This window comes from Stagnihabitans tardus (assembly GCF_009925085.1).
In the GTDB taxonomy this organism is placed as follows: Bacteria; Pseudomonadota; Alphaproteobacteria; order Rhodobacterales; family Rhodobacteraceae; genus Stagnihabitans; species Stagnihabitans tardus.
The window spans coordinates 52583-75913 of sequence record NZ_JAABNR010000018.1 but is presented as its reverse complement, the minus strand read 5'-3'; the positions used below and the strand labels follow the sequence as shown (position 1 = coordinate 75913).

21 protein-coding genes and 1 pseudogene are annotated in these 23331 nt (G+C 69.2%); 6 read left to right on the top strand and 16 right to left on the bottom strand.

Annotation, left to right across the window (positions count from 1 at the left end):
- Positions 1 to 104, top strand: a pseudogene (locus tag GV832_RS16555) (IS5/IS1182 family transposase); the annotation flags it as partial.
- 19 nt (positions 105 to 123) lie between these two features.
- Here the strand turns inward: GV832_RS16555 and GV832_RS16550 are convergent.
- The 14 genes from GV832_RS16550 to GV832_RS16485 form a co-directional block, all read right to left on the bottom strand.
- Complete coding sequence (locus GV832_RS16550; RefSeq protein ID WP_168775992.1) at positions 124 to 408, bottom strand: nuclease-related domain-containing protein; 285 nt, start codon at positions 406 to 408, stop codon at positions 124 to 126.
- A 185-nt stretch (positions 409 to 593) separates the two neighbouring features.
- Positions 594 to 2549: a choice-of-anchor L domain-containing protein gene (locus GV832_RS16545; protein ID WP_168775991.1), complete on the bottom strand. Its 1956-nt coding sequence runs from the start codon at positions 2547 to 2549 to the stop codon at positions 594 to 596.
- Between the two features lie 23 nt (positions 2550 to 2572).
- Positions 2573 to 3241, bottom strand: coding sequence for a sugar transferase (locus GV832_RS16540; protein ID WP_354001975.1), 669 nt, complete (start codon positions 3239 to 3241; stop codon positions 2573 to 2575).
- A 25-nt stretch (positions 3242 to 3266) separates the two neighbouring features.
- Positions 3267 to 5297 (bottom strand): GumC domain-containing protein, encoded by a 2031-nt coding sequence (locus GV832_RS16535; RefSeq protein ID WP_168775989.1) that lies wholly within the window; start codon positions 5295 to 5297, stop codon positions 3267 to 3269.
- Positions 5298 to 5301: 4 nt separating this feature from the next.
- The gene (locus GV832_RS16530) at positions 5302 to 6141 is read right to left on the bottom strand and encodes a glycosyltransferase family 2 protein (protein ID WP_168775988.1); all 840 of its coding nucleotides are present in this window, start codon (positions 6139 to 6141) and stop codon (positions 5302 to 5304) included.
- Entirely contained in the window at positions 6138 to 6671 is a 534-nt protein-coding gene (locus GV832_RS16525) for a glycosyltransferase (protein WP_168775987.1), read from the bottom strand. The genes GV832_RS16530 and GV832_RS16525 overlap by 4 nt, the downstream gene beginning before the upstream one ends.
- 32 nt (positions 6672 to 6703) lie before the next feature.
- Complete coding sequence (locus GV832_RS16520; protein WP_168775986.1) at positions 6704 to 7180, bottom strand: UDP-N-acetylglucosamine--LPS N-acetylglucosamine transferase; 477 nt, start codon at positions 7178 to 7180, stop codon at positions 6704 to 6706.
- A gap of 104 nt (positions 7181 to 7284) precedes the next feature.
- Positions 7285 to 8517 (bottom strand): glycosyltransferase family 4 protein, encoded by a 1233-nt coding sequence (locus GV832_RS16515; RefSeq protein WP_168775985.1) that lies wholly within the window; start codon positions 8515 to 8517, stop codon positions 7285 to 7287.
- Complete coding sequence (locus GV832_RS16510) at positions 8514 to 9422, bottom strand: glycosyltransferase family 2 protein (protein ID WP_168775984.1); 909 nt, start codon at positions 9420 to 9422, stop codon at positions 8514 to 8516. The genes GV832_RS16515 and GV832_RS16510 overlap by 4 nt, the downstream gene beginning before the upstream one ends.
- A 30-nt stretch (positions 9423 to 9452) precedes the next feature.
- The gene (locus tag GV832_RS16505; protein ID WP_168775983.1) at positions 9453 to 10760 is read right to left on the bottom strand and encodes an O-antigen ligase family protein; all 1308 of its coding nucleotides are present in this window, start codon (positions 10758 to 10760) and stop codon (positions 9453 to 9455) included.
- A gap of 3 nt (positions 10761 to 10763) precedes the next feature.
- A complete protein-coding gene (locus GV832_RS16500; RefSeq protein WP_168775982.1) occupies positions 10764 to 11720 on the bottom strand; it encodes an acyltransferase family protein in 957 nt (318 codons plus the stop codon).
- On the bottom strand, positions 11717 to 12964 hold the full coding sequence (locus GV832_RS16495; RefSeq protein ID WP_168775981.1) for a Coenzyme F420 hydrogenase/dehydrogenase, beta subunit C-terminal domain: 1248 nt from the start codon (positions 12962 to 12964) through the stop codon (positions 11717 to 11719). The genes GV832_RS16500 and GV832_RS16495 overlap by 4 nt, the downstream gene beginning before the upstream one ends.
- Positions 12961 to 14184, bottom strand: a complete 1224-nt coding sequence (locus tag GV832_RS16490; RefSeq protein WP_168775980.1) for an oligosaccharide flippase family protein — start codon at positions 14182 to 14184, stop codon at positions 12961 to 12963. Before GV832_RS16490 ends, GV832_RS16495 begins: the two co-directional genes overlap by 4 nt.
- 1 nt (position 14185) lies before the next feature.
- Positions 14186 to 15424: a polysaccharide pyruvyl transferase family protein gene (locus tag GV832_RS16485; RefSeq protein WP_168775979.1), complete on the bottom strand. Its 1239-nt coding sequence runs from the start codon at positions 15422 to 15424 to the stop codon at positions 14186 to 14188.
- 165 nt (positions 15425 to 15589) lie between these two features.
- On the opposite strand from GV832_RS16485, the gene GV832_RS16480 reads away from it, so the two are divergent.
- From GV832_RS16480 to GV832_RS16460, 5 genes are all read left to right on the top strand, one after another.
- Entirely contained in the window at positions 15590 to 16621 is a 1032-nt protein-coding gene (locus GV832_RS16480; RefSeq protein ID WP_168775978.1) for a polysaccharide biosynthesis/export family protein, read from the top strand.
- Between the two features lie 49 nt (positions 16622 to 16670).
- Positions 16671 to 17282 carry a response regulator gene (locus GV832_RS16475; RefSeq protein WP_168775977.1) on the top strand — a complete coding sequence of 204 codons (612 nt, stop codon included), beginning with the start codon at positions 16671 to 16673 and terminating at the stop codon, positions 17280 to 17282.
- A 92-nt stretch (positions 17283 to 17374) separates the two neighbouring features.
- Positions 17375 to 17893, top strand: a complete 519-nt coding sequence (locus GV832_RS16470; RefSeq protein ID WP_227754481.1) for a putative pterin-binding protein — start codon at positions 17375 to 17377, stop codon at positions 17891 to 17893.
- 77 nt (positions 17894 to 17970) lie between these two features.
- Complete coding sequence (locus tag GV832_RS16465; protein WP_168775976.1) at positions 17971 to 20463, top strand: ATP-binding protein; 2493 nt, start codon at positions 17971 to 17973, stop codon at positions 20461 to 20463.
- 391 nt (positions 20464 to 20854) lie between these two features.
- Positions 20855 to 21790 (top strand): murein L,D-transpeptidase catalytic domain-containing protein, encoded by a 936-nt coding sequence (locus GV832_RS16460; protein ID WP_168775975.1) that lies wholly within the window; start codon positions 20855 to 20857, stop codon positions 21788 to 21790.
- Positions 21791 to 21795: 5 nt separating this feature from the next.
- Here the strand turns inward: GV832_RS16460 and GV832_RS16455 are convergent, their stop codons facing one another.
- Both GV832_RS16455 and GV832_RS16450 read right to left on the bottom strand, forming a co-directional pair.
- Entirely contained in the window at positions 21796 to 22698 is a 903-nt protein-coding gene (locus GV832_RS16455; protein ID WP_168775974.1) for a nickel/cobalt transporter, read from the bottom strand.
- On the bottom strand, positions 22680 to 23330 hold the full coding sequence (locus tag GV832_RS16450) for a DUF1007 family protein (protein ID WP_168775973.1): 651 nt from the start codon (positions 23328 to 23330) through the stop codon (positions 22680 to 22682). Before GV832_RS16450 ends, GV832_RS16455 begins: the two co-directional genes overlap by 19 nt.
- Position 23331 lies beyond the last annotated feature (1 nt).

Below are 23331 nucleotides of genomic sequence, written 5' to 3'. Positions count from 1 at the left end.
GCCGCCTCAAGGACTGGCGCAGGATCGCAACCCGCTACGACAGATGTCCCAAGGTCTACCTCTCGGCCATCGCACTCGCCGCAACTGTCATCTTCTGGCTCTGAAACTCAATGAGTCCTGAACCTAGTTGATGGCAGTGCTCTTGTGGTCGATCTGCGTCGTGCCTTGCGATGTCGGCAAGGTCAGATCTTCGAGGATTGTGTAGTCCGCCTCGTCGAGCTTTCGTCTCAGCGTCGCCGTCACCCGTCTTTCGCCGGCAGCACCGATGACGGATGGGGACTTCAGATGGAAGGCAAGGGCAACGATGCCGACCGCGAAGAGAATCCACAGTATTTCCAATTGCGTCCAGGTCTTTGCATTGTGTCTGGTCCGTTGAATGCTATTCGATTTGAAGCGGGCGATAGACACGCGCCTCGGGTTCGAAGCTGGTTGCGGCAGGTGTTGAGCGCCTGGCCCGGAGGATGCCGCCGGGTGAGATCGGCTTCGACCCGTATCGGAGAGCCGATGACCGTGCTTCCCCCGATCTGGCCACGGCGAGGACAGATCCCCGCGCTCGATCCTTGGGCAGGGCGGGACCGCGCGCGGGGGAGGGCTCAGATCAGGAACAGGTCCAGCGTCGCCAGGGCTTGTTCGGGCAGGTTGCCGATCGTCACGCTTTCCCCGGTGGCAAAGCTGATGAGGACCGTGCCGCCATTGAACCGAAGGGTCGCCCCCGACGCGCCGCCGAAGTCGAGGTGATCGACGCCGATCTCGAAGCCCTTGACCGTGTCGCGGCCAAAGCCCGGGGCAAAGGCGAAGAGGTCGGCGCCCGCTCCGCCGGACAGAAGGTCGTTGCCCTCTCCGCCGACCAGCAGGCTGCCATCAGGTCCAGCGGCCAGGGTATCGGCGCCTGTGCCGCCGTAAAGGCTGTCGCTGTCCGTGCCGCCAAAGAGCTTGTCGCGACCATCGCCGCCGAAAAGCCCGTCCAGACCGGAGCCGGCATAAAGATTGTCGTCCCCCGCGCCGCCCTGAAGCGTATCGCTGCCGCCCTCGCCGAACAGCTGATCGGCTCCGCCCAGGCCCGAAAGGCTGTTGTCCCTGGCATTGCCCACGATCTTGTTGTCGGCCGCATTGCCCGTGCCCAAAAGCGCGGCAGAGCCCTCCGCCAGCCATAGTTCCTCGAAGCCCAAGGCCAGGACATGGGACAGGGTCGAGATCACCTTGTCACGGCCCGCGCCCCCGGTCTCCGAGATCACGTCGCCCGCATTCTCGAGGTAATAGACGTCATCGCCCGCGCCGCCCTGCATCGTGTCGGCGCCCGACTGCCCGTCGAGCACGTCATTGCCCTCGGCCCCCAGGATCAGGTCTTGCCCCTCGCCCGCGCGGATGAAGTCGTTGCCCGTGCCGCCATGGATCTCGTCATCGCCGAGGCCTGCGGTGATCTTGTCATCCCCGCCATAGGCCATGATGACCTCGGACAGGCCATCGCTGCCGTCGATCATGTTGCCCTGGGCATCGGTGAAGCCCAAGTGCATCTGGTCATTGCCCGCGCTGCCATCGACCGGGGAGGGCGTCAGGGTGACGAAGCCCGTATCGGCGGTGCCGGTGTCGTCGGCGATCTGGTAGGTGAAGGTCACGGGCGTTCCCGCCGTGGCCGCCAGGACCGTCACCGAGCCATCCGCGTTCAGCCGGAGGAGGTCTCCGGTGCCGAGCTTGACCACCTGGCCCGCGACGACCTCCTGGTCGTTCAGATGGGTGATATGGACGCCCTTGCGCCCGATCACCGTGTCATTGTCCAACAGATGCGCCGTGACCTCTCCCTTCGCGGTGACCGCCACCGCATCATCCACGGCGATCAGCGCGGTTTGCACGCTGTCGGCCACGATCAGAAGCGCGCTGTCATAGATGCGGTCGCCCGCATCCGCGATGCCGATGCGGATGTCGTTGACCTCTCCGGGCTTGACCTCGGCCTTCAGGGTCAGGACGACGGTCAGCCCATCCATCTCGGTGTTATAGGCATCCGCGCCATTGTTCAGGAAAAGGTTCGGGTTCGACTTGGTGTTGATATTGTCGATCGAGATATCGCCGTCGCCCAAGGCCAGGGCGATCTTCTTGCCATTCACCCAGATCCCCACGGCGTCGTTATAGCCCGAGCTGACCCATTCCAGGTATTCCTCCGAGGCAAAGACCAGCCGCATGGTCAAGGTATCGCCCACCGGAACGAACTTGGCGCTCAGGAAGGCCGCGTCCCAGGTGGCCACCCCCGCAATCGCATTCATCCCCGCATCGCCATTCACCCCCGCCATCTGCCCCGAGGTCGAGGCCGAGGCATTGGCCTCGCCGCTGGCATTGGTGAAGCGGGTGGCATTGCCGGTCGACAGGATCACGCCCTGGGCCGAGGGCACGGCGCCGGGCGAGACCTTGGTGCCGAGGTCATAGATCCCGGCAGCCTTGGGATCGCCCTCGTAGCTGGCAGAGACGACCTTGACCCCATCGCCGAACATGGTTTCGGCCATTTGCAGGGCAAGGACATGGGTGGTGATGGGCAGAAGGGAGGCAGAGACGGGCATTTCAGGTTACCTTCACAGGAGGATCAATAGGCACCCCGCCCCGAGACGACGGCGCGGAAGGTGCGGGCGAGGATGGCAAGGTCGCGGGTCAGGCGGTTGTCCCTTGCATAGGTCAGGTCCATCCGGACCATCTCGTCGAACCCCACCTCGGCGCGGCCCGAGACCTGCCAGAGGCCGGTGATGCCAGGCAGGACGGTCAGGCGCTCCAGCGCGGTTTGGGGATAGGCCGCCACCTCTTCGGGCAGGGCGGGGCGGGGGCCCACAAGTGACATCTCGCCGCGCAAGACGTTGAAAAGCTGGGGGAGTTCGTCCAGGGACAGGCGGCGCAGGATACGGCCCACCGGCGTGATGCGCGGGTCGTGGCGGGATTTGAAACACAGGCCCTCGCGGTCGCTGGCGGCCAGAAGGGCGGCGCGGCGGGCCTCGGCATCGGCATGCATCGAGCGGAACTTGATCATGCCGAAGGGACGGCCTCCGCGCCCGATCCGGGTTTGCACGAAGAAGACCGGGCCGGGGCCGGAGAGCCTTACGGCGATGGCGATGGCCAGGAACAGGGGCCAGGTCGCGGTCAGGCCCAGAAGGACGAGGGCCGTGTCCAGGGGCCGTTTCCAGGCGGGAACAGGGCGCAGGGAGGGGCTGGGCACAGGAGTTTTGGCGGCTGGAAAGCCGGGCAGATGGGCAAGGGACAGCATGGGGGGCTCGTGTCTGGGTGGGGGGTCAGGCGGGCAGGCCGGGGTCGCCAGCCAGGGCCTGGGTGAAGACCAGGGCGCCGCCCTGGCGGGGCAGGCTGTCCAGCCGCAGGACATGGGCAGCGACAGCGGATTTGCGGTCCTCGGGGCGGATATCGGCGAGGCCAAGGTCCGAGAAGGACAGGAGAAGCTCGGTCATCAGGCTTTGCCCCGGGCTTTGGGCGCAGACCAGGACCAGGTCCTGCTCCGCGCCAAGATCCTGCAGCGCCCGGCGGATGGCCGCGATCCCCGTGCCGGTGTCGCTGACCCTCGGATCATAGCCCGCGGGCAGGACCTGAAGGCCAGAGGCCAGGGCGATGGGGTGGATCTTCTGGCCCAAAAGCGCCTCGCGCCAGCCGGGCCGGTCCGACAGGTCCAGCGCCCGGGTCAAGCCCTTGGCGCCCAGGTCGGCATCGATCAGCAGGACCCGGCTGCCGGCCTTGACGAAGCTCTGCGCCAGGGCCAGGGCCTCCTCGGCCGGGGCACCCGTGTCGAGCCGCGCAAAGGTGATGATGCGGGCCTGACCCGGGTTCTGCGGATGGCGCAGGGGCTGCAGTTGCAGCGCATTGCGCAACCGGTCGGGTTCCGAGACGCAGGCGCCCTGGCGCGGCACGACGCGCAGCACGGGCACCAGGTGACCAAAGCGCGCCAGCGCATCCGAATGGCGCACCCGTCCCGACATCAGCCCCAGGGCCAGCGCCAGGACAAAGGGCAGGACCCCACCCCCCGCCAATCCCGCAGCCGCCAGCATCTTGCGGCTGTCCGAAGCCGGATCGGCCGAGACCGTCGCCGGCGAGAGGATCGCGGTATAGCCCGGCAGTGCGCGCCCCGCTTCCAGCCGGATCACCTCCAGCGCGGAGGAGGTCTCCTCCAGGAGCTTGCGGACATCCGTGGCCTCTTCCTCCAGCGCGGCCAGCTCGGCGCGCTTGCCGTTCAGCTCGCGGGCCTCGGCCCGGGCGGCGGCCAGTTGCGCCGTGACCTTGTCCAGAAGGGCCGCGATCTCGGCCTCGTTGGCCTTGGGATCGGCGCCCGATGTATCGGTCAGGGCGCCGGTCTGGCCCAGGACCTTGATCTGCTCGCGCCGCTCGGCCATGGCCGTGTCGATGACCGCGATCTGCTCGTGCAGGTCGCGCACCTTGGGACTGTCGCCGGGATAGCGCAGCAAAGCGGTCGAGAGGTCCGCCTCGTATTTCGAGCGTTCGAAGTTCAGATCGGCCAGGGCGCGGTCCAAAAGGGTGGCACGCATGATCTCCTGGTCCGACATATCGGCCGAGGAGTCCCCGCTTGCGGTGCGCAGCGCGGCCAAGGTCGCCTCGACCTCGGCCCTTCGCGCGGCGAGCGCATCGATCTGCGCGATCTTTTCCACATGGGCCTTGGCCAGAGCGTCGATGCCATATTCGCCCCCCACCTCCAGCGTGCGGCGGCGGATATCGGCTTGCCGCGCGATCAGGTCGGTCTCGCGCGCCTGCAACTCGGCCAGGCGGACATCGCTGCGGGCGGTTTCCGCCTCGGCCTGGCTGTCCAGATAGGCCGCGACCACGGCATTGACCTTGGCCGCCGCAAAGCCCGCATCGCGCGACTTGGTGGCCAGGGTGATCAGACTGTCGTTGCGCTTGATCTCGATCGAGCCCGCAAGGTCGCGGGCCGTCATCTCGGCGGCCAGGTCGGGCCAGTCGGCCAAAAGCGTCAGCCGCGCGCGTTCCATGACCGGGTTCGAGGCGACCGAGGTCGTCTCGGCCTTCACGAAACTGTCGAAGGTCTTGAGCACGGAGTCATCCCCGGTGCGGTAGAGGATATTCGACTCCTGCGGAAAGACCCGCAGGATGGCGTTGCTTTCGTAAAGCCTGACGCCCGACAGATAGCCGCCCATGGCCAGGACCGGCGCCAGAAGCGCCGCCGCAAGCCCCGCCTGGCGCCAGCGCCCCCGCATGGCGCGCACCAGGCCCGCCAGGGGGCTCGCCTCGGGCGGCGCTTCGGGGGCCTCGGTCGGCCCCATCTCGATCTCGGTGAAGGCATTCATGGGATCAGCTTTCGTCCGGGTTGGGGAGACGGTTGGTCAAGTCGCGCTCCCAGGTCGTGGCCTTGCCTTGCTCCAGGGCCAGGAGCAGGCGCACCCAAAGCATGACGGCGGCAAAGACCACCAGGTCGGGCCAGCGGGCGGGGCGCATCAGGGCCGCCCGCAGCATGGCACGGGGGCCTTCGCCCTTGGGCGCCGGGCGAAGGGCCGTGACGGCCCGGGCGCCGCGCAGCGACCGGCGGCGGGTCTGGATCAGCGCCCCAAGGCTGCGGGGCGCGCGGGCGGTAAAGCGGCAGGCGGGGACGAAGGCCACCTCCTCGGGCGCAAAAGCCCTGCGGATCCATTCGTCATCCGCCGTCAGGGCGGGCAGCGGAAAGACGCGCCGGACCCCCTCGGGCGAGAGGGCGAAGAGCCCGCCGAACTTGCCGCGCACGAAATAGGGGTTCATCTGCCAGCCCCGGACCCAGGCGCGCACCAGGGGGGAAGCGCAGGCCGCGTCGATCTCCATCCGGCCACAGGCGGCCCGCGTGTTGCCCGCTGCCAAGCCCCCGATCAGCGCGAGCACATCCTGCTCCGAAACGCTCAGGTCGGCATCGAGGAAGACCACCGGAAGCCCGGACTCCGCATGGGCAAGCCCCAGGTTCATCGCATGGCACTTGCCGGGCATGGGCGTCTCCAGCACCAGGGCCCCGGGCGCGGCGCGGCGGGCGACCTCGGCCGTGTCATCGGTGCAGGCATTGGCGATGACGACGATCCGAAACCGCCCTGTCCCGAGGCCCTTCAGGCTGCGGGCGATCACCGTGGCCTCGTTCCAGGCCGGGATCAGGATGGTGGCCAGGGGTCTCATGCGCGCAACAGGGGGCCAAGGCGGCGCGGGGCCGGGGTGACCTCTTCGGACCAGATGAAGGCGCGCAGGGCCTCCAGCAGGGGCGTCGGTGCCACGGCGCTGGAGGCCGCCAGTTTCGCGTCCTTGCCCCGCGCCAGGGCCGCGTTCAGCGCCTGGCACAGCGCCGTGCTGTCCTCGACCACGGTGACGTTGGAGAGCGCCGCCATCTCGGCCGCCGTGTCGCGCTGGTGGTCGTTGCGGTGCTCGCCCAGGTCGGCGCGGCGCGGCATCAGGATGACCGGCTTGCCCGCCTCGATCGCGGTCAGGATCGAGCCCATCCCGGCATGGGAGACGATGACCCTGGCCTCGGCCACGCAATCGGCATAGCGGCGCTGATCCATGAAGTTCTGGCAGGTCAGATGGGCATAGGTCGTGTCGCTGGCCCCGGTCTGGGCCAGGACCGGCACATCGCGGTGCATCGCGGCCCAGGTGTCCAGGGCCAGAAGCAGGCGGTCGAAGGGCAGCTGCGTGCCCACGGTGGCAAAGATCATCTCTGTCCCTTTCTCGGTTCAAAAACTGGGGGTCACAAAACGGCGCCGCGGTACTCTGCGCCCGAACGGGCGGCGACGGCGGGCCATTGGCTCAGCACCAGGTCAGCCGCCCTCTGCGCCAGGCGGGCCGAGACCGAGAGCTGCCTTGTGTTGGCGATGGAATCGAGGAAGACGGTCCGCGCGCCCAGAAGTCGCGCCATGCGGATCGCGAGATACCCTCCCGCCGCCCCGGTCGAGATCACCACATCGGGCCTCACCCGCGCCACGATCACGGCCAGCCGCAGCGCGGTCAGAAGCAGGCGCAGCTTGGTGTCCTTGTTGGCATCGGGGTAAAGATGCACGGGCGCCGGGGCCACCGTCTCGCGGGCGGAGGGGTCGACCGTGGCGTAATGCACCTCTGCCCCCTCGAAGGCCGGGCGCAGGCGCAAGAGCTGGACCCAATGGCCGCCGCCAGAGGCTACGGCAAGCACGCGGCGTTTGCGGCGAAGTGGGCGGCGGAAAGGGGGCATCGGGTTCTCCGGAAAGCGGGGTTTCACTGCTGATCTTGTAACATGGGGTCGAATTAAGTGCCTGGGATCAAACGGATTTCAGGCGGCGCGGCGGGGTGGTTTTCCTATCCTTGCGGATAGGAGAGCTTCCGGATGGGCCCCTCCCGCAGCTGATCGTAAAGCGCCACGAGGCGCTTGGCCTTGGCCGACCAGAGCCCTTCGGCCAGGACCTTGGCCCTGGCCCCGCGCCCAAGCGCCGCAAGCTTGACCGGATCGCCCTGCAGGCGGCGGATGGCGCCTGCGATGGCGCGGGCGAAGTCTTCGGGCGTGGTGACGGGCAGGCGCAATCCGCAGCTGTCGTCCACGATGTAATCCGGCCCCCCGCGCGCGGCCGTGATCACCGGCAGGCCATGGCGCATCGCCTCGTAGAGCACCCCGCCCGCCGGTTCGCGGAAGGAGGGGAAGAGGAAGGCGTCATGGCTGCGATAGAGGTCCTCGATCGCCGCACGGGGTTGGCGGCCGAGGAAGGTGACGCGGTCGGCGACCCCGAGACGCTGTGCCTCGGCCTGGGCCAGGGCGATCTCCTCGCCCGCCCCGGCCGAGGTCAGGGTCACGCCGGGCAGGTCGCGCAGATGGGCCATGGCGCGGATGGCATCGCGCAGACCCTTGGTCCGGACGCCGCGCCCGACATGCAACAGGCGCAGGGCGCCCGGCACCAGGGGCCGGGGGCAGATGGGTTCGACATCGTCGATGCCGAGCTCCAGCATCGGCTCGAAGCGCTGCAGCGGGATGTCGGAGAGGACCTCGGCCACGTAAGGCGCCACGCCGAGGACACAGGCGGCCTTGGCATAGCTCGCCCTCAGCCAGGGGTCATTGCGGAAGCGGAAGGCATCCAGCGCCCGCAGCCTTGTGAAAAGCGGCGCCGAACCGGTCTCGGCGCGGAAGGCCTCGGGCGTGTCCAGCGCGCCGCCCAGGGGGCCGATCACATAGGGCAGTGCGAAGTGCCGCAGGGGCGAGGCATAGCGCGCGGCTTGGGGCATCAGTTGATGGGCGAGGTCGAAGCGCTCCCCGCGGTTCAGGGCCTCTGCCATCCAGTGCCGGACATGGGCGGCGAAGATGGGCCAGGCGGGTTTGAGCATGGCGTTCAACCGCTCATGCCGCCGCGCCCAGGCGGGCTCGGGCCAGGTCACGACCCGGATGCCGGGGAGTTGCTCGGCAAGGGGCGCGCGACCCGGGCGCTCGAAGGAGAGGACGGTGAGGGAAACCAGCGGCGCCAGGGCCTGGGCCCATTTGAAGGCGACGAAGGCCTCGCCCACATCGGTGCCGTCGATATTGGGGGCGATCAGCAGGATCTTCATGCGCGGGCTCCTTTCGGCCAGGCTTTCGCAAAGCCCGCCATGACCCCGGCGAAATGGCGGGCCCGGGCGGCGGCATCGGGGCGACGCGCCAGCGCCATCAGCCCCCAGCCCAGGGCGCGGGAGGCGTTGAAGACCGCCAGAAGCGCGAAACAGGCCAGCGCCCCCAGGGGGCCCGAGTGCTTGGCATGGAGCCGCACCGTGCCCTCGGTCAGCATCAGGTCGCGGCGGTGGTTCAGCCGCCGCACCGAGCCGCCGCCGAAATGGGTGACCTCTCCGACGGGGGCAAAGACCACGGCCCAACCCGCGCGGGAGAAGCGGCGGCACCAGTCGGTTTCCTCGCCGTAGAAGAAGAAGGCCTCGTCGAGGAGGCCTACCTCTGCCATGGCCTCGGCCCGCACGAACATGGCGCAGCCCGAGATGACCTCGGCCTCATGGGCGCCTTGGCGGCCCATGTTCGGCGCCTCGGCCTTGTGCAGGCCCAAGGTCTGCCGCGCCAGGCGGTAAAGCGAGGGGAAGGCCGAGGCCGAGCCCTGGAGCGAGCCATCGCGGTTCAGGATGCGGGGGCCGAGGATGCCGGCCTTGGGATGGGCGTCGAGGAAGGCCACCGCCTCGGGCAGGACCCGGCCATGGACCAGGGTATCGGTGTTCAGAAGCAGCACATGCCGCCCCCGGGCCAGCCTCAGCGCCTGGTTGTTGGCGGCCGCAAAGCCCAGGTTGGCCGCATTGCAGATCAGCCGCACCTGGGGGAAATCGCGGGTCACCATGGCTTGCGATCCGTCGGAAGAGGCATTGTCGACGACGAAGACCTCGGCCCGCAGGGCGCCCAGCCCGGCCTCGACCGACAAAAGGCAATCGCGCAGCATCTGATGCGTGTTCCAGTTCACGATGACGATGGACAGGTCCATTCCGGTTCTCCTTGCTGTCGGCCCGGGGTATCAGAAGAGCCGCTCAGGCGGCGGGCGCAGGCGGGGGGCGGGGGGGCCCAGGCGGGGGGGCTGACCTATCCGTTTGGGCAGCCGCGCGTCGTAGAGCCAGGCGCCCGAGCCGATCAGGAAGAGGAAGAGCACGAAGAGCGCGTTCCACAGATGCACCGTGGCCGCCGCCACCGTGATGCCGAAGAGCGTAAAGGCCCAGGCATGGCGGGCGCGCTTCCAGGGCTCGGGCAGGCCCTTCCTGCGCCCCACGGCCCAGACCAGCCCCAGCATCAGCCCCACCAACAGCGCCCAGGCGGGCAGGCCATAGCGCATGGCGATCAGAAGCCAGAAGTTGTCCATGCTGTCCGACATCCAGACCGGGCGCACCCAGTCTCCCAGCCCCACCCCGAGCCAGGGATGGCGTGCGACTTCCGCCGTGCCGAACTCGAACAGAAGGATGCGGTTATAGGCCGAGACGGTGGAGAAGGTGAAATAGGTGACGAAGACATGAAAGGGCGTGCGGTTGGAAAAGAGGTCGATGCAGGCGTAGATCACCGCAAAGAGCGCCCAAAGCAGTTTCCAGCGGGTCGGGAGGCGGCCCATGACCCTCTCCCAGCCCGCCACGAAGGCCTGCATCATCAAGACGACATAGGGCCCGCCCGAGGCCGAGAGGAAAGTGGCCAGCGCCACGCCCAAGACCAGCGCCATGCCGCGTCCGTTGGTCAGGCGCTTCTCGGCCAGCACGAAATAGGCCAGGGAGAAGGCCGAGGCCGAGAAGACGCCGTAAAGGATCGGGTGGTCGAAGGGGCCGAAAGTGCGCTCCAGCCCCATGCGCTGGTCGATATAGGGGGCGGGGGCGCCTCCGGTCACGGCGGCGATCCCGTCATGCAGGATATGGACCGAGGTCAGGGCCTCGGGGATGGTGAAGGCCAGCATGCCCACCACGGTCACGACATAGGCGCGGGCCAGCGCGCGGAAGTCCTCGGAGCTGCGGATGTAAAGCCGGCCCAGAAGGTAGGCGCCCGCGAATTCCACGATATAGATGCCGCCGGATTCGAGGCCTTGCTGCAGGCCTCCCCAATGGATCAGCGAGACGAGCGCGAGGGCCGCATGGCCAAGCGCCAGGGCGTCGAAGAGATGCGGCTTGCCGCACCGCCCTGAGAAGAGCGTGATCAGCATGGGCAGGAACATGACCAAGAGCACGACCCGGTAGACCGAGAGCCTGAGGCCCCCGAGGCTGATGCCCACCGAGGTCGGCATCATCATGCCAAGGAAGAACAGCGCCACGACCACGGGCACGCCGAAGACGGTGCCTTTGCGCTTTGCCATGGCTCAGGCCCTTTGCGGGGAGAGGGACAGGGGGCGCTCGACCAGGTGCCAGCTGGCCCAGGCCAGGGGCAGGGTCGCGGCCAGGGTGCAAAGCGCCAGGACGGGCGCAGAAAGCCCGGGCAGGTGGTGCATGAGGCTTTGCGCCACGGGCCAGCCCATCAGGTATAGTCCATAGGAGAGGTCCTGGCGCAGGGGCCTTGCGGGCAGGCGGAAGGCCAGGACCAAAAGCCCATGGCCAAGCGCTACCACCGCAAAGGGCCAGCCGAGGGGCGCAAGCGCCAGGAGGCCCAGGGTGACAAGCGGCGAGAGGCTGAGCCTGTCCCAAGCCTGGGCCAGCATCCCGAAGGCAAAGGCGAGGAAGAGCGGTGCGAAGGTCGCAAGCCGCCCGGGCAGGTCAGGCAGCGCCCAAAGCCCCAGCGCGGCCGCGAGCAGCACTCCCCGGTGCCGCAGGAGCCCCAAGCGCACGGCGCCGAAACACAGCGCATAGGCCGCGACCTCATGGGCGAGGCTCCAGAGCGGGCCATTCACCAGGCCCGGCATCGGGGCCGCTGAAAAGGCGCCGGGCAGGTGATGCTCCAGGGAGACCAGGGTGAGGCCGCGAGAGACATAGGCCGTGGTGTTCCCCGGGGTCAGCTCCGCCCCGGAGGCTGCGGCCAGCATCAGCGTCACGATCAGCGCGAAGCCAAGGCCCGGCAGGAGGCGCCGCGCCCTTGCCATCCAGAAGGCGCGGGGCCCATGGCGCTGGGCGCTGCGGCTGATCAAAAGGCCCGAGAGGAAGAAGAACCCCGCCACGGCCCAGCCGCCGAGGGAATGGCCGGTCAGGGTTTCCAGCGGCTCTGGCGTGCCCGCGCCCTGCGCCAGGGGCCAGGCGTGGCTGAGGATCACCGCACCGGCCAGCCCCAGCCTCAGGGCATGCAGGTTGTTGGGCCGCCCCGGGGCCATGGCCTCGGACAGGGTCATTCCTTCATCCCCCTTACCACCACCGGACGCCAGAGCCGCTGCCTCAGGATGCGCCTGACCGTGCCTGCGACCGAAGAGAGCTTTGCCCGCCACGGCAGCTGCATCCAGGCGGCAAAGAGGCCGAGGCCCCGATCCTCCGGCACCGCCAGCCCAAAGGCGCGCATGGCCAGCCTGCGGCCCCAGACCGCGCCCTGCGTGGCGACGAGGTTCGGCTGCGCGCGCGCGATCACGTCGCGCGGCTGGGCCCTGGCCACCAGGACCCCCGCCGCAAGCGCCTCCTGGACCAAAAGCAGGCCCTCGGGCGTCCGCGCCACGATCAGGGAGCGGCCCGCCTCGGTCTTGCCCTCGGGCGGGTTGTGCCAGGGATCGCCCACCGAGATATCCGCGAAGGCGCCGGTGTGGTCGGTGCAGATGCGGCAGCGCCAGCGGCGTTCGGATTGCAGGATATTGCCCCAGCCGGCGGCGTAAGAGATGGCGCGGCTTTCGCGCTCGACGCCCTGCGCGTCGCGGAAGCGCGCCTGCATCATCCCGGGCCAGCCATTGCCGCGATAGCGCAGGTCGGTCAGCTTGGCCTCCTTGGGGACGCCGAGGCGGTCCAGGAGCCGGTCGGTCGCCACCAGGTTCGGCGCGCCTGCGCAGAAGATCGCGATGGTCAGGGGGATTTTTGCGGCCGGGTCCGGATCGGCCTTGGCCTTGGCGACCGAGGCCACGTCGCAGGGCTTGCCCACGAAGGCCACCCGGTCGTTGCCCGCCGCAATCGCCCCCAGGGCCTCGGCCGGGCTGGCCTGGGCATAGCGCGAGCCCGCCCCGCGCAAGAGCCCCGCACGGTCGCGGCTCATCACCGTCTCGTTCAGGCGCGGGTCATCGCGGCGGGCGGCGATATGGGCCACGCCGCCCACCAGCCCCCTTTGCAGCGCAAAGAGCGCCAGCGCGGTGACCGCCCCGCCGGAGGAGCCGCGATGGCGGATCTCGGGATCGGCGGCATGGCCCTCCCAGGCGCCGAGGACGGGGCCGAAGCCGTCATGGGCGGGCAGGGTGGTGAAATCGGCGCCGATCCCGGCGCAGAGCTCGGCGGCCCGGACGGCCGCCGCACGGGCCTCGGCCGTGGCTGCGACCACGGGGCGGCGGCCGTGGACCGGGTCTTCGACCATGCGGATGGCCTTTGGGAAGGCTCCGGCGCAGGCGCCAAAGCCGGTGCAAAGGTTGCAGGCCACGGCGCGGGAGATGGGGTCGGAACGGGTCATGCTTGGGCTTTCAGACGAGAGGGAAAGAGGACCGCGCGGGCCAGGTGCAGCGCGCGGGCGGTGGCGGCGGCCTCGCCCAGGGCTGCTGCGGCGGCGATCAGTGTCAGGGGCTGGCCCAGCACGGCCAGGGCCAGGGCGGGGACCAGGGCCCCGGCGCGCCAGAGATTGGCGCGGGCGGGGTCTCCGGTCCGGCCAAGGGCCAGGGCCAGTTGCGAGAGGGGGGTGCGCAGGATGCGGGCCGCTGCCGCCAGGCCCAGGGCCAGGGCCAGGGCGGCATCGGGGCGGAAGGCGGGGCCATAGACCAGCGCGATGGCAGGCGGGGCCAGGAGGGCAAAGCCCAGGGCAAAGGCCAGGGCCAGCATAACATGCCCGGCCAGGGCCTGGCGCGAGACCTCGGTCAGGGCGGCCCCGGTCAGCCCGCGCAGGCGCGGCGCCAAGAGCGACCCCGCCGCCCTTCCCGCGATCTGCGCGGGCAGCGTCGCCAGCTGCAAGGCCACACCATAGACCGCCACGGCGCTCCAGCCATACCAGCCCGCCACGATCAGCCTGTCGGCCTGGAAGGTCAGGAACATCAGCCCCGCATTGACCACCAGGGGCGCGCCAAAGCCCAGGACCTCGCCCAGGACCTCGCGCTTCAGGACGATGCGATAGGGCTGCCATGCCACGAGATGCGAGAGCAAGACCGCCGCCCCCGCCTGCACCAGCATCACCACCAGCATCGCCCGGTGATCGCCCCAGAGCAGCGCGGCCAGGGGCAGGGTGGCCAGCATGGCAAGGATCGCGCCGCCCTCGACCACCGCCAGGGGCAGGAGCCGCATATCGCGCTCGGCCAGGCGGAAGCCCAGGTGCATCATCCCCCGCAAGAGCGGCACGAGGGCCAGCGCGGCATAGGTCAAGGCCGTGGCCCCGTCGGCCATGCTGACCGCCATGGGCCAGGCCAGGGCGGCCAAAAGCACAGCCATCCCAAGGGCGCGCACCAGGCTCGCCCCATGCAGCGCCGCGAGAAGCCGCGCCGGGATGGCGCCCCGGTGCTGCATGACAAAGCGGTCGATGCCGATGTCGCTGATCATCTCGGCCAGGCGCAGGACCAGGGTCAGGACCATGGCGCGGCCCAGCTCCTCGCCGCCGATCAGCCGGGCGAGGAGGGCGGAGCGCAAGAGCGCCGCCGCCTCGGACAGTAGCGGCACCGACCAGCCGATGAGACGGGGGAGAAGCTGCATCTCAGGCCCCGATCTGGGCGACGATGGCATCCATCTGCGCCTCGGCCCGGGCCAGCAGGCCGGGGAGCCGTTGGGCGAGGTCGGCCCGCGTCGCCTCGACCTTGGCGAGCGAGGCGCGGACGGATCGGGCCAGGGCCTGGGCGTTCAGCTGGCGGAGGTCCGCCACATGGTCGCCGATGCCGCATTGGGCGAAGACCCCTTCGGCCTTGTCGGAATAGCCAAGGCCCAAGGTCGGCGTGCCCGAGGAAAAGGCGCCGATCGTCGCATGCATCCGCGCCCCCGCGAACCAGGCCAGCCGCGAGAGCACCCCTTTCAGCGCCATGGCATCGAGGCGCCCGGGCAGGACCTGGACCCGCCCCGGGTAATCGCCGTCCAGCCGCGCCTTCAGCGCCAAGGAGGCCGCGAGGTCGCTTTCGGGATGGTCGAGGTCGCGGTGGACATGGGGGATCAAGAGAAGCCGCAAGGCAGCGTCATGGTCCAGCACGGCGCGGGCGGCGGCCAGGATCTGGGCATCGTGGCGCTCGGCCAGGCCGAAGGTGGCCTGCGCCCCCGGGGCGTCCTGCACCAGAAGGCCCGAGACATTCAGCCCCGCCACCGCACCGCCCGTCAGCCAGTCCTGCAAAGGCGCGGGCAGGTCTTTGGGCGCCTGGGCGGGGAGCGCCACGGCCATGTCCAGCCCAAGACGGTGACGCTCGGGATCGAAGCGCGGCCCCAGGGCCTCTTGCAGGAAGGCGAAGCTCGCCGCATCGCGGACCCAGACGGCGCGGGCGGCGGAGAGGATGCCCAGGGCCTCGGCCCGGTTGGCAGGGTCGCGGAACGGCCCCAGGGTCTGCGGCAGAAGGATCAGCGGCAGGCCATTGTCCAAGGCCAGCCGTTTCGTCAGCACCATGGCGCGAAAGCGGTGGGGCCCGTAAAGGTCGGTGAAACTGTCCCCGCCCGAGACATCGAGGATGGCCCGCGACCCCGCGATCATCCGGGCCGAGGCGCTGGGGCCTCCCCCGATCCGCGCCAAAAGCCGCACCGTGGCCAGGCTGTCGCCGCGCCAGAAGCGGCGGTTGTGGGTCAGCCCCAGGCGGCTGACCCGGGCCACCCCCATGTCGCAGAGCCGCACGCCGCGCCCATGGTCGGCCACGGCGAGCGGCCCCGCCTGGCGCGCCGCCAACCCCGCCAGCGCCGAAAGGCACAGCGCGCTGACGCCCTGGTTGCCCGTGTCGGGCGCTGCATTCAGAAGAGTGATCATGAGGGCTGCCTTCGAAAGCTGTTGACGACACTGGAGTTATCCGGCCCTGATCGGCGCGTCCGCTGCGAGGCGGGATAGGTTTGGCGGCCAAAGGGAGCGCTTTGGCAAATCGGGATTGGCGGGATGGGCATCAGGGGCAGGGGACTATTCTTGTGGATAGGGGGGGTGCTGGCCTCCCTGTCTCTGGGCGCTTGCACGCCGGTGCCGCCGACCGGAAGCTTGCGCTCGGATGGCGTGGTCGAACGCATGGCGGTCAGCGCCCCGGCCGTGGCGCGCAGCGGCGGGCCCTCCTGCGGGTCGTCGCGGCTGGCGGCGGGGGTCAAGGGCGGGTCGGGGCTGGCGCCGTCCGAGGGCTATCGCATCGGCCCGGGCGACAACCTGAAGTTCAACATCTTCGGCGAAGAGGGCCTCTCGGACATCACCGCGCGCGTCGATGACGCGGGCTTCGTGCAGCTGCCCATCGTCGAGCTGGTCCAGGTCGGCGGCAAGACCACGCGCGAGATCCAGGCCGAGCTGAAAGAGGCCTATGCGGATGATTTCATCAACCCCTGGGTCACGGTCGAACTGATCGGGGCGGAAAGCGCGCCGCTCTATTTCCTCGGCGAATTCCGCGAACCCGGCGTGCGCTATATGAAGGGCGCGACCAATGTGCTGGAGGCCGTGGCCCTGGCAGGTGGCCTGGGCCAGGACGCCTATCTGCCCGGCGCCCGCCTCTTGCGCGACGACCGGATCTGCACCGTCGACCTGAACGCCCTTTTGCGCAATGGCGCCTTCGAGCAGAACGTCTGGATGAAGCCGCGCGACGTGCTTTTCGCGCCGCGCAAGGAGGATATGTCGGTCTATGTCCTCGGCGCCGTCGAGCGCCCCCAGGCCGTGGCCTTCGGGACCGAGGGGCGGACGCTGTTGCAGGTCATCTCCATCGCCGGGGGCACCACGGCGGGACAGGCGCTTTCCAGCGAGATCCGCATCATCCGCACCGCCTCGCCCACGCAAGGCGAGCTGATCGTGGTCGATGCGACACGGATGCTGACCGGGCGGGGCCTCGATTTCCCGCTGGAGCCCGGTGACGTGGTCTTCGTGCCGCGCTCGGCCCTGGGTGACTGGAATGTGGCCATCGGCGAGATACTTCCCAGCCTTCAACTGCTCGGCGGGGTCTTGACACCGATCACGCTGATCGAAAGCCTGAAGGACGACTAGGCCGGGTGGCGTCGTATTGGGGTATTGCAGTCAAAGCGCGTGAGGACAGATGAAGATATTGCTGGCGGATGACCAAGAGCTTGTGCGTGACACGATTGCCGCCTTCCTGCGCGCGGAACCGGGCATCGAGGTCGATGTGGCTTCAGACTTTCCGGCGGCCCTGCAGGCGGCCACGGCGGCCAAGCCGGACCTGATCTTGCTGGATTACACGATGCCGGGGATGAATGGCCTCGGTGGCCTTGCCGCGATGCGGGCGGCTTGTCCCGGGATCCCGGTGGCGCTTTTGTCGGGCACCGCGCCGCGCGCCGTGGCCGAACAGGCCCTGGCCGAGGGGGCGGCCGGTTTCCTGCCCAAGACCATGGCGACCCGCACGCTCTTGGCCGCCATCCGCTTCATGGCGGCGGGCGAGATCTATGCCCCCATGTCCCTGATGACCGAGCGCGAGCAGACCGCCGCCGCCTTGGGCGGCGCTCAGCTTTCCCAGCGCGAGACGGAAGTGCTGCGGCTTCTCTGCCGGGGCCTGGCCAACAAGGAGATCGCCCGCGAGTTGAACCTGCAAGAGGTCACCGTGAAGCTGCATGTGAAGACGCTCTACCGCAAGATCGATGCGCGCAACCGCACCCAGGCCGCGATGATCGCCAAGGAGGCGGGCCTCTTCTGACCTATCCGAAGGGATAGGCGCATGTCCGATTGACCCGGCGACGGCGCAGCCTGCGCGTGATAAAAGCAGGGAAAGCTGGTGCGGGGGCAAGGATGCGGATGATCAAGAACCTGAGGGCGACCATTCTCGCGGGGGCCTGCGCCCTGATGGCGGGGGCGGCCCTGGCCGATACCCTGCCTGCGCCGCAGGGCGAGGTGATCCTGACCGTCTCGGGCGCGATCTCGACCCTGAACGGCGCAGAGGTCCTGGCCCTGGATCAGAGGCTGCTGGACAGCCTGCCGCAGCATTCCTTCACCACCTCGACCATCTGGACCGAGGGAACCGCGACCTATTCGGGCGTCCTGCTGCGTGACCTCCTGGCGGCGTCCGGGGCCAAGGGCGCGACCGTGAAACTGACCGCGCTGAACGATTACACGATCACCATGCCCGCCGCCGATGCCAGGGAGGATGGCCCTCTCCTCGCCTATCTGGCCGACGGAGAGCCCATGTCGCGCCGCGACAAGGGACCGGTCTGGCTGATCTATCCCTTTGACGACGTGGCCTCTTACCGGACCGAGCAGACCTATGCCCGCTCGATCTGGCAACTGAACCGGATCGAGATCGCAAACTGACCCAGGCTGCGACCCTGCCAGCGACGCAACCCCTGCCCGCAGCCTCTGCGCGGCTGCGCTGGCTGCGCGTCTCGCTGGTGACGCTGAGCGCCATGGCCTTCGTGGCCATCGTCGTCCTGGTCGTGCAGCTGCGGGGCGAGTTGAAACGGCTGCAGGAAGAGCCGATCGACAGCCTGCACTGGAATGTCACGCAGATGGAGCTGGACGTCGTCCGCTTCGAGGCCGCGGCCCGGCTGGCCCTTGCCGTGCCGGGCTCTGACCTCGGTGACCTCAAGATGCGCTTCGATCTCTTCTACAACCGGGCGGCCACGGTCATGCAGGGCTCGATGTTCGCCCGTCTTGGCCTGTCGGACGCGGTCACGCCCTTGAAGACGCAGATGCGGGCCTTCATGGACGAGACCGCCGCCCTGATCGACGGGGACGAGGTCTCCTTGCGCGCCGGTTTGCCCCAGGTGGTGGAGCAGGTGGGCGCCCTGCGGCAGGACCTGCGGGCCACGGCGATCCAGGTCATCGACGTCAATGCGGCCATGGAGGACGCGCGCCGTGCGAGCCTTTCGGGGATGCTGCAAAGGCTTGCCATTGCCAGCGTGACGCTGGTTCTGCTGCTCCTCGGTCTTCTGGGCCTTGTCGTGACGCTGAACCGCCAGGCCGGGCGCCGCGCGCGAGAGGTGCAGCGCATCACCTCGCGGCTGGCGGCCACCGTGGGAACCTCGCTGGACGGGGTGATCGTGGCGGGGATGGATGGCCGGGTGGTCGACTTCAACGCCGCCGCCGAGACGATCTTCGGCTATGCCCGCGCCGAGGCCGTGGGCCAGCCCCTCTCGAGCCTGATCATCCCGCCCCAGCACCGCGCCGCCCATGAGGCGGGGATGGAGCGGATGAAGACCACCGGCATCCGCCATGTCGTCGATGCGGGCCGCATCAAGATCACCGCCATGCGGCGGAATGGCGAGGAGTTCCCGGTCGAGCTTTCCATCGCCAGCAATGACAGCCCCGAGGGGATGATCTTCATCGCCTATCTGCGCGACATCTCGCAGGCGCGCGCGGCCGAAGCGGCCCTGGTGGCCGCGCGCGACGAGGCCCAGGCGGCCGAACGCACCAAGACCAGCTTCATCGCCGTGATGAGCCACGAGATGCGCACCCCCCTCAACGGCGTGATCGGCGCGCTGGAGGTCCTGGGCCGTGGCAGGCTGGAGCCCAGGCAAGAGCGCTTCCTGACGCTGGCCCGCAACTCGGCCCGGCAATTGCTGCGCCATGTCAACGACGTCCTGGACATCAGCCGCGTCGATGCCGGGGCCAGCGGCGTGCTGGACGACCGCTTCGACCTGCCCGCGCTGGTCGCCACCCTGGTCGATCCCCTGCGCCCGCAAGCCGCGCAAAAGGGCCTGGGCATCGAGGTCGAGATGCTGGGCAGCTTCCCCCCTCTGATGGGCGATCCTTTCCGCATCGGGCAGATCCTGCAGAACTTCGTCTCGAATGCGATCAAGTTCACCGACCAGGGCAGCATCACGGTCGAGGCCGAGGTCCTGCCCGTCTCGCCCGACCAGGTCGAGCTGGAGTTGCGGGTCACCGATACGGGCATCGGCATCGCCGAGACCGACCAGGAGCGCATCTTCGAGGATTTCGTCATGGTCGATCCCTCCTTCGGCCGCTCGGTCGGGGGGACGGGCCTGGGGCTTGCGATCTCGCGCCGCCTGGCCAGCGCCATGTCGGGCGAGGTGGGCGTCGAAAGCGAGCCGGGGCAGGGCAGCTGCTTCTGGCTGCGGCTGCCCCTGCGCAAGGCCGAGGCCCGGGACACCGCCCCGCAGGCGGGACAGGCCGACCTTCCCGTCACCCCCGCGCTTGACGTCCTGGTGGTCGAGGACAACGAGACCAACCGCATCGTGCTGGAGGATATGCTGACCCACCTCGGCCACCGCGTCACCCTGGCCGTCGATGGCGGCGAGGGGGTGGAGAAGGCCCGGGCCAAGCGCTTCGACCTGATCCTGATGGATCTCTCGATGCCCTTGATGGATGGCTGGACCGCCGCCACCGTGATCCGCATGGGCGGCGCCTCGCGCGCCAGCCGAATCCTGGCCGTGACCGCCCATGTCCGCCCCGACGCCATGGACCGCTTTGCCGAATCCGGCATGGACGGCTGGCTGGCGAAGCCCCTCTCGACCCGCAGCCTGGCCGAGGCCCTGGCGCAGGGCGCCGACCCCGCCCCGGGCGCGGCCCCGGCCTCGGACGACCTCCTTGACAGGGAACGGCTGGAGGACCTGCGCCAGATCACCGATGGCGGGGGCTTCGGGCGGCTCTTGGAGACCTTCCGTGTCCATGTGGAAAAGACCCTGGCCGCCGTCGAAGGCGGGGTCGAAACGGACCCATTCGACACGATGGCCGCGCTTTTGCATGCCTCTGTCGGCGCTGCCGCCGTCGTGGGCGCCAAGCGCCTGTGCGAGGAATTCGCCCGGGCAGAGGCCGCTGCGGTCGCCGCCGACCGCCCGGCTCTGCTGGCCGCCTGCAAGACCTTGCCCGCGACCTGGGCGGCCACCTGGGCGGCCTTCGGCGCGCTGACCCAACCGGGCTAGGCTGCCGCCAGGGGGGAAGTTGCGGCGGTCTTGCAGGCCCCGGACCGGTCTGACGCCCGGAGCGGGACGGGCGCCCTTTCCCGCGACAGGCAGGAGAAGGCACGGATTTGGTCGCCAGAGGGTCAAGTCGCATCGGCAGCCAGCGCGGGGCCGGCCGCTCTGCCAAGGCGAAGCCGGGGCCATCGCCGAAGCGCTGTCATGCGATCCGGTTTCCCCGAAGCTGCGCTGTCCGCCCTGGAGGCGATCCGGGCCCGGGGCAAGGTGAGCCGCCCATCGGGGGCGCTTGACCTTGCATCGCGGCGGTGGATGGACGGCGGAGGTCCAGGGTGCTGCAGCTTGTCATCTGCCAAGCCGGACGGCATGATCGCGGCATCCCTTCCAAGCGCCCGGCATGATGACCCTTCCCCGACCCTTCCGCCTTTTGCCCCTGCTGGCCCTTCTGGCCTGCCCTCCTGCCTTGGCCGAGGAGGTTCCGGCCTGGCTGAGCCCCCATGTCGGGCTGAAGGACGGCCAGATCGCCCCCGTCGTGCTTGACCGCGCCCGGGCGCTGCACCAGCGCAACCAAAAGGAGGGGCGGGTCTCCAACCCCTGCTTCTTCGCCATGGATGCCACGCGGCCGCATCTTCTGGACGACGGCTCGGTGGGGCGGCGGTTTTTCGTGATTTGCGAGGACAGCCAGACCTTCCGCGCGGTCTCGTCGGGTCATGGCAGCGGGCGCAACCTGAAGGGGCTGGCGGATTTCTCGAACGGCAAGCAATGCGCGCGGAACTTCGGCAATGCCGAGGGCTCGAACCTGACCACCGGGGGCGCCTATGTGACGGCCGAGACGCGGACCTCGTTCAAGGGCTATTACCGCGCGAAGGGGCAGATGACGCCGCTGATGCGCTCTTTCCTGCAATTCGAAGGGGTCAATGAGACCGCCAATGCCCGCGCCCGCGCCATCGGCGGCCATGCGGCGGTCCTGGTGCGCAATCAATGCCGGATGAGGGCCCCCGAAAGCCCCCATGCCGATGCCGAGGGCTTTGTGCCCCTCGGGGACCTCGTCGATTACGCGGCCGGGCGCAGCAATGGCTGCACCAGTTGGACGCCGGGGGATGCGGCCGAGATCCTCTCCCTCGTCCAGGATCAGCCCACGACGCTTTACATCTATCCCGAGGCCGCCGATATCGCGGCTGCGGGGAGGGGCTATTGGGATGCGGGTTGCCTGAAATCCATAGGCCAGCCGCGCTATTGGTCGGAGGCGGAGCTGGGGCCCCTGATCGCGCGTTACGCCAAGGAGCACCCCCCGGCCCCGGCCCAGCCCTTGCCGATCTGCGAGGGCCAGTAGGGTCCTCACGCCGGGGCGGCGTAAAGGCCATAGGCGATCAGCACGACCACAATCCCTGCCAGCATCTCGATCCAGGGCAGGGTCCGGGCGGCGAGCTGGCCGGGCAGGCTCGACAGGGCACTTTCGCGGGCAAAGACGGCGAGCACGGCCACCCCCACGGTCACCGTTGCCGTGCCAAGGCCCATTGCAAAGGCCCCGGCGATGCCCGCGGTGGCGATCCCCAGTTGCCAGGTCAGGATCAAGAGCAAAAGCGCCCCGGTGCAGGGCCGCAGGGCGATGCCGAGGATCAGGACCACGGCATCGCGCAGGCTGTGCAGCTTTTCGACCTCTTCAAGGCTGGGGGCATGGGCATGGCTGCATTGGCTGTGGTCATGGTCATGGTCATGATCGTGGTGGTGGTCATGGGGCTTGGCCCGGGGCGCAAAGGCGCGCCGCCCCCCGCGCCAGACCAGCCACAGCCCCAAAAGCCCGATGACCACCGCGCCCAGGGGCGAGAGGATCTCGGTGCCGATGGCCTGCGAGGCATCGCGCTTCCAGCCCAGGATCCCCACCAGCACAAAGACCAGCCCCACCGCCGTCGCGGCCTGCGCCAGGCTGGCCGCGACGGCCAGCACCGACAGCCGCAGCCAGGGCACGCGCTGGCCCAGCCCATAGCCGCCGATCAGCACCTTGCCATGGCCGGGCCCCACCGCATGCAGCACGCCATAGGTGAAGCACAGGCCCAGGAGCCCCGCCATGGCGCCGGGCTCCTGGCGCTTGATATGGCGGATCGCCTCGGCCAGGGCGTCCTGCATCTGGCGCTGCGCCTCGATGGCCGAGGACTCCAGCGCCGTCAGCCCCCCCGCCGCCCAGATCGCCAGCAAGACCGCCACGACCGCCAGACCCGGAGCTAAGTGCCTGAAGCGCATATGATCCATGCCTCCGCTGCAAAGTTCTTGCCCACGGCGGGGAATTCCACCTCGGCCTTGTCCTGCATGGTCCGCAACTGCGCCTCGAGGTCCAGTTTGGCCTTTGCCGTGTCGGCCGGGCGGTAGATGGCGCGGCAACCGGCCTCCGGCGGCGGGTTGACGAGTTCGATGGCAGGCGAAAGCTCGTAGAAGACGTAGTACCATGGGTCATAGCTCGCCACGCCCAGGACATGGTCGCGCAGGTCCAGCGGCTGGGAGAAGTCGCGCCGATGCGTGCTGGACAGCGCGCCATCGGCATAGCTTGCGGTCCAGTCCTGCGGGCCGGAGAGGCTCAGCGCCCTGTCGTCAAGCCTGGCGTGGCTGTCGCCGTCCCAGTCCGGGTCCCAGTCCATGTCGAAGCCGTTCAACGCGGCCAGTTGCTCGGCCGAAAGCTGGCCCGATGCATCCTCGGTGATCCCGACATCGGCCATGACCTGAAGGCTGGTATAGTCGTCATAGGTCCAGGTCACCCGGATGCCCGTGGCAAGGCCCGCCTCGTCGAAGATCACCGCGACGGCGGTCTGGATGAACATATGCGGATGGGCGACGGCCGCCCCGGGCATCAGTCCGATCAGGGCCAGGAGCCAGCGCATC

Bases quoted from the DNA above. Each gene is read 5' to 3' on its own strand.
- GV832_RS16545 (WP_168775991.1), bottom strand. From the start codon at position 2,549: ATGCCCGTCTCTGCCTCCCTTCTGCCCATCACCACCCATGTCCTTGCC.
- GV832_RS16540 (WP_354001975.1), bottom strand. From the start codon at position 3,241: ATGCTGTCCCTTGCCCATCTGCCCGGCTTTCCAGCCGCCAAAACTCCT.
- GV832_RS16535 (WP_168775989.1), bottom strand. From the start codon at position 5,297: ATGAATGCCTTCACCGAGATCGAGATGGGGCCGACCGAGGCCCCCGAA.
- GV832_RS16530 (WP_168775988.1), bottom strand. From the start codon at position 6,141: ATGAGACCCCTGGCCACCATCCTGATCCCGGCCTGGAACGAGGCCACG.
- GV832_RS16525 (WP_168775987.1), bottom strand. From the start codon at position 6,671: ATGATCTTTGCCACCGTGGGCACGCAGCTGCCCTTCGACCGCCTGCTT.
- GV832_RS16520 (WP_168775986.1), bottom strand. From the start codon at position 7,180: ATGCCCCCTTTCCGCCGCCCACTTCGCCGCAAACGCCGCGTGCTTGCC.
- GV832_RS16515 (WP_168775985.1), bottom strand. From the start codon at position 8,517: ATGAAGATCCTGCTGATCGCCCCCAATATCGACGGCACCGATGTGGGC.
- GV832_RS16510 (WP_168775984.1), bottom strand. From the start codon at position 9,422: ATGGACCTGTCCATCGTCATCGTGAACTGGAACACGCATCAGATGCTG.
- GV832_RS16505 (WP_168775983.1), bottom strand. From the start codon at position 10,760: ATGGCAAAGCGCAAAGGCACCGTCTTCGGCGTGCCCGTGGTCGTGGCG.
- GV832_RS16500 (WP_168775982.1), bottom strand. From the start codon at position 11,720: ATGACCCTGTCCGAGGCCATGGCCCCGGGGCGGCCCAACAACCTGCAT.
- GV832_RS16495 (WP_168775981.1), bottom strand. From the start codon at position 12,964: ATGACCCGTTCCGACCCCATCTCCCGCGCCGTGGCCTGCAACCTTTGC.
- GV832_RS16490 (WP_168775980.1), bottom strand. From the start codon at position 14,184: ATGCAGCTTCTCCCCCGTCTCATCGGCTGGTCGGTGCCGCTACTGTCC.
- GV832_RS16485 (WP_168775979.1), bottom strand. From the start codon at position 15,424: ATGATCACTCTTCTGAATGCAGCGCCCGACACGGGCAACCAGGGCGTC.
- GV832_RS16475 (WP_168775977.1), top strand. From the start codon at position 16,671: ATGAAGATATTGCTGGCGGATGACCAAGAGCTTGTGCGTGACACGATT.
- GV832_RS16470 (WP_227754481.1), top strand. From the start codon at position 17,375: ATGCGGATGATCAAGAACCTGAGGGCGACCATTCTCGCGGGGGCCTGC.
- GV832_RS16460 (WP_168775975.1), top strand. From the start codon at position 20,855: ATGATGACCCTTCCCCGACCCTTCCGCCTTTTGCCCCTGCTGGCCCTT.
- GV832_RS16455 (WP_168775974.1), bottom strand. From the start codon at position 22,698: ATGCGCTTCAGGCACTTAGCTCCGGGTCTGGCGGTCGTGGCGGTCTTG.
- GV832_RS16450 (WP_168775973.1), bottom strand. From the start codon at position 23,330: ATGCGCTGGCTCCTGGCCCTGATCGGACTGATGCCCGGGGCGGCCGTC.